Here is a 4874-nt window from a genome sequence, read left to right on the forward strand (position 1 = left end):
GATACTGCTAAGAAATATCTTGCCGAAAGTCACTGCTTTGAAACTGCACAGGAGTACACCATGCAACTGATTGAGGTCTGTTCACTCGATGACGTACCGGTAGGGAGCGGGCGGGCATTTACGGTCGGAGATCGTCGGATTGCAATCTTCCGGGTGTCGGAGACCGACATCTACGCCCTCGACGATCTCTGTTCACACGACGAAGCCTCACTGAGCGAAGGCGAGCTTGATTCCGAATCGCTGTGCGTAGAATGCCCGATGCACGGTTCTCTGTTCGATTTGCGCACCGGGCAGCCAAAAACCTTACCGGCTTTTGCACCGGTTGCCACTTATCGTACCGTTGTGCGCGATGAGCGAGTATTTGTTGAGTTTTCTGATTAACAACTTGACTAATATACCAAAACACGCTACAATGCAGGCATCGGTCTATCGCCAACTACCTTTGTCAGGTGGAGGATTGTTATGAGTGGTTATGCCCATCCTGAAGTGCTCGTCGAGACCCAATGGGTCGCCGACCATCTGCACGATCCCAAGGTTCGCATCGTCGAGAGCGATGAAGATTTGTTGTTGTACGATACCGGCCACATTCCCGGCGCCGTCAAGATCGATTGGGTACAAGACCTCAACGATCCGGTTATTCGCGATTATCTTGACTCAGAGCGGTTTGCGGCGTTGATGCGCGCCAAAGGCATCAGTAACGACACAACTGTTGTCCTCTACGGCGACAAACACAACTGGTGGGCCACCTACGCCTTCTGGGTGTTCAAACTCTTCGGACATCGCGATGTTCGGATTATGAACGGTGGCCGGGCCAAATGGATCGCTGAAGGGCGCCCACTAACGCGGGAAGTACCCTCGTATCCAGAAGGAAACTATGTCGCCCCACCGCGTGACGACTCGCAGATTCGGGCTTTCCGCGATCAAGTGCTGGATTTTGTCCGTCAACGCAAGGGGGTCCTGGTCGATGTCCGCAGCCCGCAAGAATACACTGGCGAGCGTACCCACATGCCCGACTACCCGCAAGAAGGGACGCTGCGCGGCGGACATATCCCCACGGCAGTCAACATTCCCTGGGCCAGAGCTGTCAATGAAGACAGTACCTTCAAGAGTGCTGATGAATTACGCGAGTTGTACACTGCTCAGGGTGTAACCCCCGACAAGGAGGTCATCGCGTACTGCCGGATTGGTGAGCGGAGCAGCCACACCTGGTTTGTTCTGACCTACCTGCTCGGCTATCCGAAGGTGCGCAACTATGACGGAAGCTGGACAGAGTGGGGCAACAGTGTCGGGTTGCCGATTGAGAAGAATGTGTAGGGGAAAGATCACGTATCGCGGATGGGGCGATGATCGCATCGCCCCGTATGAAGGAACGACGATCTGTGTCTGAGCCAATTTCACACCAGGATGCCATCGAGCGATTGCTCGACCATTACCGCCAGCCTCGCCATTATGGTGAATTGGCCGATGCGGTAACGTATAGCGGTGGTGTACCCGATTGTGGTGATACGATCACCGTATATCTCCAGGTTGCACCAGATGGTCGGTTGACCAATCTGCAATTTACCGGGCAGGGGTGTAGTGTCAGCATTGGGACGGCGTCGATCCTGATTGAACGGTTACAAGGAGCGACTATCACCGATCTGCTGGCACTCGATGAAGTCTCAGCGTTGAATATTGTCGGTCAGGAAATTTTTCGAGCCCGACCACAGTGCGCTACACTGATTTTCAGAACGCTCAAGGCAGCCGCACGACTGGTTGATCGGCAATCGTAAATCTGCCTGATACAGGCTTACAAGGCAATATCACATGACAACGCACATCCTCGATCTGATCGGTCATACACCGTTACTCCCACTCCATCCTGTGCTCGATCTACCGGCCGGTATCGAGCTGTACGGCAAGGCAGAATGGTACAACCTCGGTGGCTCGGTAAAAGACCGTCCTGCACTCTGGATGATTCGCGATGGTGAGCGGCGCGGTCTCCTACGGCCAGGGGTGCGGATTGCTGATGCTACCAGTGGCAACACCGGTATCGCTTATGCCACTATTGGCGCAGCGCTTGGGTATGGGGTAACGCTGGCAATGCCAGCAAATGCTAGCCCTGAGCGCCGCCGGATTCTGCGTGCGCTCGGTGCTGAGCTAATCCTGACCGATCCGGCTGAGGGTATGGATGCAGCTATCGCCACCATCCGCGCTCTGGTTGCTGAACATCCCGACCGTTACTTCTACCCTGATCAGTACAGCAATCCGGCTAATCCCCGTGCGCATTACGAGACCACCGGTCCTGAAATCTGGCAGCAGACCGGGGGACGGGTGACACACTTCGTTGCCGCTCTAGGAACCAGTGGCACTTTTATGGGCACCGGGCAGCGATTACGCGAGTACAATCGGGCGATTCGCTTGATTGCCGTTCAGCCTGATAGTCCATACCATGCATTGGAAGGAGTGAAGCATATGGCTTCAACCCGCTTTGTGCCGGCGATCTATCGCCCCGAACAGGCCGATGCGATGATCGAGGTGCGAAGTGAAGAAGCCTTTGCGATGGCACGGCGGCTGGCACGACGGGCAGGCCTGCTCGTTGGCATTTCAGCAGCAGCTAATGTGGTGGCCGCAGTGCAGGTCGCCCGCCAGATTGAGCATGGTGTTATTGTCACTATTCTCTGTGATAGCGCTAACCGGTATCTCAGTGAACGTTTCTGGGAAGAGCCAGGCTTTGCTGAAGGTGCCGGTATCTAGGCGCGACGTATCAGATAGCACTCGGGATATAGAGACAGGTACCTATGACCCTTATCATTCCGGCTAAAGTAGCAGCTTCTATTGCTGCGCACGCAGAGTCGACTTACCCTGATGAATGTGTCGGTCTGCTGGTGGGAACACTCCATGGCGACCAGAAAACCGCATTATACGTCGTCACGCTTGAGAATCGCTGGCACGGTCAGGTACAACTAGCCGCGACGGATGATCCCCATTCCCGACGCGACCGTTTTTACCTCGATCCACGTGACTATCTACGAGTTGATCGTGAAGCCCGCTCTGGTGGGTACGAAATTATCGGTTGCTACCACTCCCATCCTGATGCGGCGGCAATCCCCTCTGAACGCGATCGGATTGGTGCTCAGGCTATTGGGGGTTCTGGGTTCTCATTTGTGATCCAGTCGGTTCAGGCAGGTACAGCCGCTGAGCTGCGTTCGTGGTTGTTAGTAAGCGAAGGAATGCAATTCATTCCTGAAGAGGTACACGTTTTGACTGTTGCCGCCGGTAAGTAAGGCACTGGCAAGGAGCATCAGCTATGGCAGTGACAATCACTATTCCAACAGCATTACGCCAATACACTGGCGGTAACGCCAGTGTCAGCCTTGAGGCGAACGATGTGGGTGGACTTATTCGTGGCCTGGTCGAGCTGTATCCGGCGTTGGGCCGCCATTTGCTCGATGAACAGGGACGGCTACGCAGTTTTGTAAATCTTTACGTTGGTGATGAGGATATTCGCTATCTCGATGGTGAAGCAACTCCCCTGCGAGATGGTGATACCGTCAGCATTATTCCGGCAATTGCTGGAGGAGGGCGGCGATGAGTGAGGTAACGCTCTCAAATGAAGAGATCGCCCGCTATTCACGTCACTTAATTATGCCCGAAGTAGGGATGGCCGGACAACGACGGCTCAAACAGGGGAGTGTGCTGTTAATCGGTACCGGTGGTCTCGGTTCACCGCTGGCCCTCTACCTGGCCGCAGCCGGTGTCGGGCATATTGGCCTGGTTGATTTCGATGTTGTGGATGCCTCTAATCTCCAGCGTCAGATTGTCCATGGCACGAGTACGGTGGGGGTAGCGAAAACCGAGTCAGCCAAACGACGGCTGCAAGACCTCAACCCGTACATTGAAATCACCACTTATGAAACAAGAATAACCTCACAAAATGCGCTTGATCTGATGCGCCCATACGACGTGATCGTTGACGGCACCGACAATTTTCCAACCCGCTATCTCACCAACGATGCCTGTGTCTTGCTCGGGAAACCAAACGTATACGGCAGCATTTTCCGCTTTGAAGGGCAGGCAACCGTCTTTTCAACTCGTGATGGCGGACCGTGCTACCGCTGCCTCTACCCTGAACCTCCACCACCGGGGCTGGTGCCGAGCTGCGCCGAAGGTGGCGTTTTGGGTGTTCTTCCCGGGGTGATTGGCACTATTCAGGCCACAGAAGTGATAAAATTACTGATAGGTATCGGTGAGCCGTTGATCGGACGCCTGCTACTCTACGATGCGCTAAGCATGCGCTTCCGTGAGTTGAAATTGCGTCGCAACCCGTCTTGCCCGGTCTGCGGCGATCATCCGACGATCACTGCGCTCATCGATTACGAACAGTTTTGTGGTATTGTGCCAGAGGAGCAAACATTGTCGAACCAGTTTGAAATCACACCCCGCGAACTGGCAGAATGGCTTGAACGACCAGACCGGCCTTTCTTGCTCGATGTACGCAATCCGTATGAGGTGGCAATTGCATCTATTCCCGGTACCGATAAGCTGATCCCAATTGATCAGTTGCCCGAACGGATCAACGAGCTTGACCCATCACGTGAAATGGTCGTCTATTGCCGTAGTGGGGCACGCAGCGGGCGTGCAGTAGAATTGCTCAAGTCGGTCGGGTTTCGCAAGGTGAAAAATCTCGTTGGTGGTATCCTGCGCTGGGCTGATGAGGTTGATCCGTCGGTGCCGAAATATTAACATGCACCACCGAGACCACAGAGCACACGGAGAATCTGTATTAAACCTCTGTGCTCTCTGTGCTCTCAGTGGTAAATAAAAATGCACCACAGAGGACACAGAGCACACGAAGAATCTGTATTAAACCTCTGTGTACTCTGTGCTCTCAG

7 protein-coding genes are annotated in these 4874 nt (G+C 54.3%); all 7 read left to right on the top strand.

Going from position 1 to position 4874, the window contains the following annotated elements:
• Positions 1-381 (top strand): non-heme iron oxygenase ferredoxin subunit (locus tag JE47_RS0119445; RefSeq protein WP_236631321.1); only part of this gene is annotated, 381 nt, incomplete at its 5' end.
• Positions 382-462: 81 nt separating this feature from the next.
• On the top strand, positions 463-1314 hold the full coding sequence (locus JE47_RS0119450; RefSeq protein WP_031461342.1) for a sulfurtransferase: 852 nt from the start codon (positions 463-465) through the stop codon (positions 1312-1314).
• Positions 1315-1379: 65 nt separating this feature from the next.
• Entirely contained in the window at positions 1380-1772 is a 393-nt protein-coding gene (locus JE47_RS0119455) for an iron-sulfur cluster assembly scaffold protein (protein ID WP_031461343.1), read from the top strand.
• A gap of 34 nt (positions 1773-1806) precedes the next feature.
• Positions 1807-2736: a PLP-dependent cysteine synthase family protein gene (locus JE47_RS0119460; RefSeq protein ID WP_031461344.1), complete on the top strand. Its 930-nt coding sequence runs from the start codon at positions 1807-1809 to the stop codon at positions 2734-2736.
• A 44-nt stretch (positions 2737-2780) separates the two neighbouring features.
• Positions 2781-3266, top strand: coding sequence for a M67 family metallopeptidase (locus JE47_RS0119465; protein ID WP_031461345.1), 486 nt, complete (start codon positions 2781-2783; stop codon positions 3264-3266).
• A gap of 23 nt (positions 3267-3289) precedes the next feature.
• Positions 3290-3574: a MoaD/ThiS family protein gene (locus JE47_RS0119470; protein WP_031461346.1), complete on the top strand. Its 285-nt coding sequence runs from the start codon at positions 3290-3292 to the stop codon at positions 3572-3574.
• The gene (gene moeB, locus JE47_RS0119475; RefSeq protein WP_031461347.1) at positions 3571-4725 is read left to right on the top strand and encodes a molybdopterin-synthase adenylyltransferase MoeB; all 1155 of its coding nucleotides are present in this window, start codon (positions 3571-3573) and stop codon (positions 4723-4725) included. The genes JE47_RS0119470 and moeB overlap by 4 nt, the downstream gene beginning before the upstream one ends.
• The last annotated feature ends 149 nt before the right edge of the window (positions 4726-4874 follow it).

Source organism: Chloroflexus sp. MS-G, assembly GCF_000735195.1.
Lineage (GTDB): Bacteria > Chloroflexota > Chloroflexia > Chloroflexales > Chloroflexaceae > Chloroflexus.

Bases quoted from the DNA above. Each gene is read 5' to 3' on its own strand.
- JE47_RS0119450 (WP_031461342.1), top strand. From the start codon at position 463: ATGAGTGGTTATGCCCATCCTGAAGTGCTCGTCGAGACCCAATGGGTC.
- JE47_RS0119460 (WP_031461344.1), top strand. From the start codon at position 1,807: ATGACAACGCACATCCTCGATCTGATCGGTCATACACCGTTACTCCCA.
- JE47_RS0119465 (WP_031461345.1), top strand. From the start codon at position 2,781: ATGACCCTTATCATTCCGGCTAAAGTAGCAGCTTCTATTGCTGCGCAC.
- JE47_RS0119470 (WP_031461346.1), top strand. From the start codon at position 3,290: ATGGCAGTGACAATCACTATTCCAACAGCATTACGCCAATACACTGGC.
- moeB (WP_031461347.1), top strand. From the start codon at position 3,571: ATGAGTGAGGTAACGCTCTCAAATGAAGAGATCGCCCGCTATTCACGT.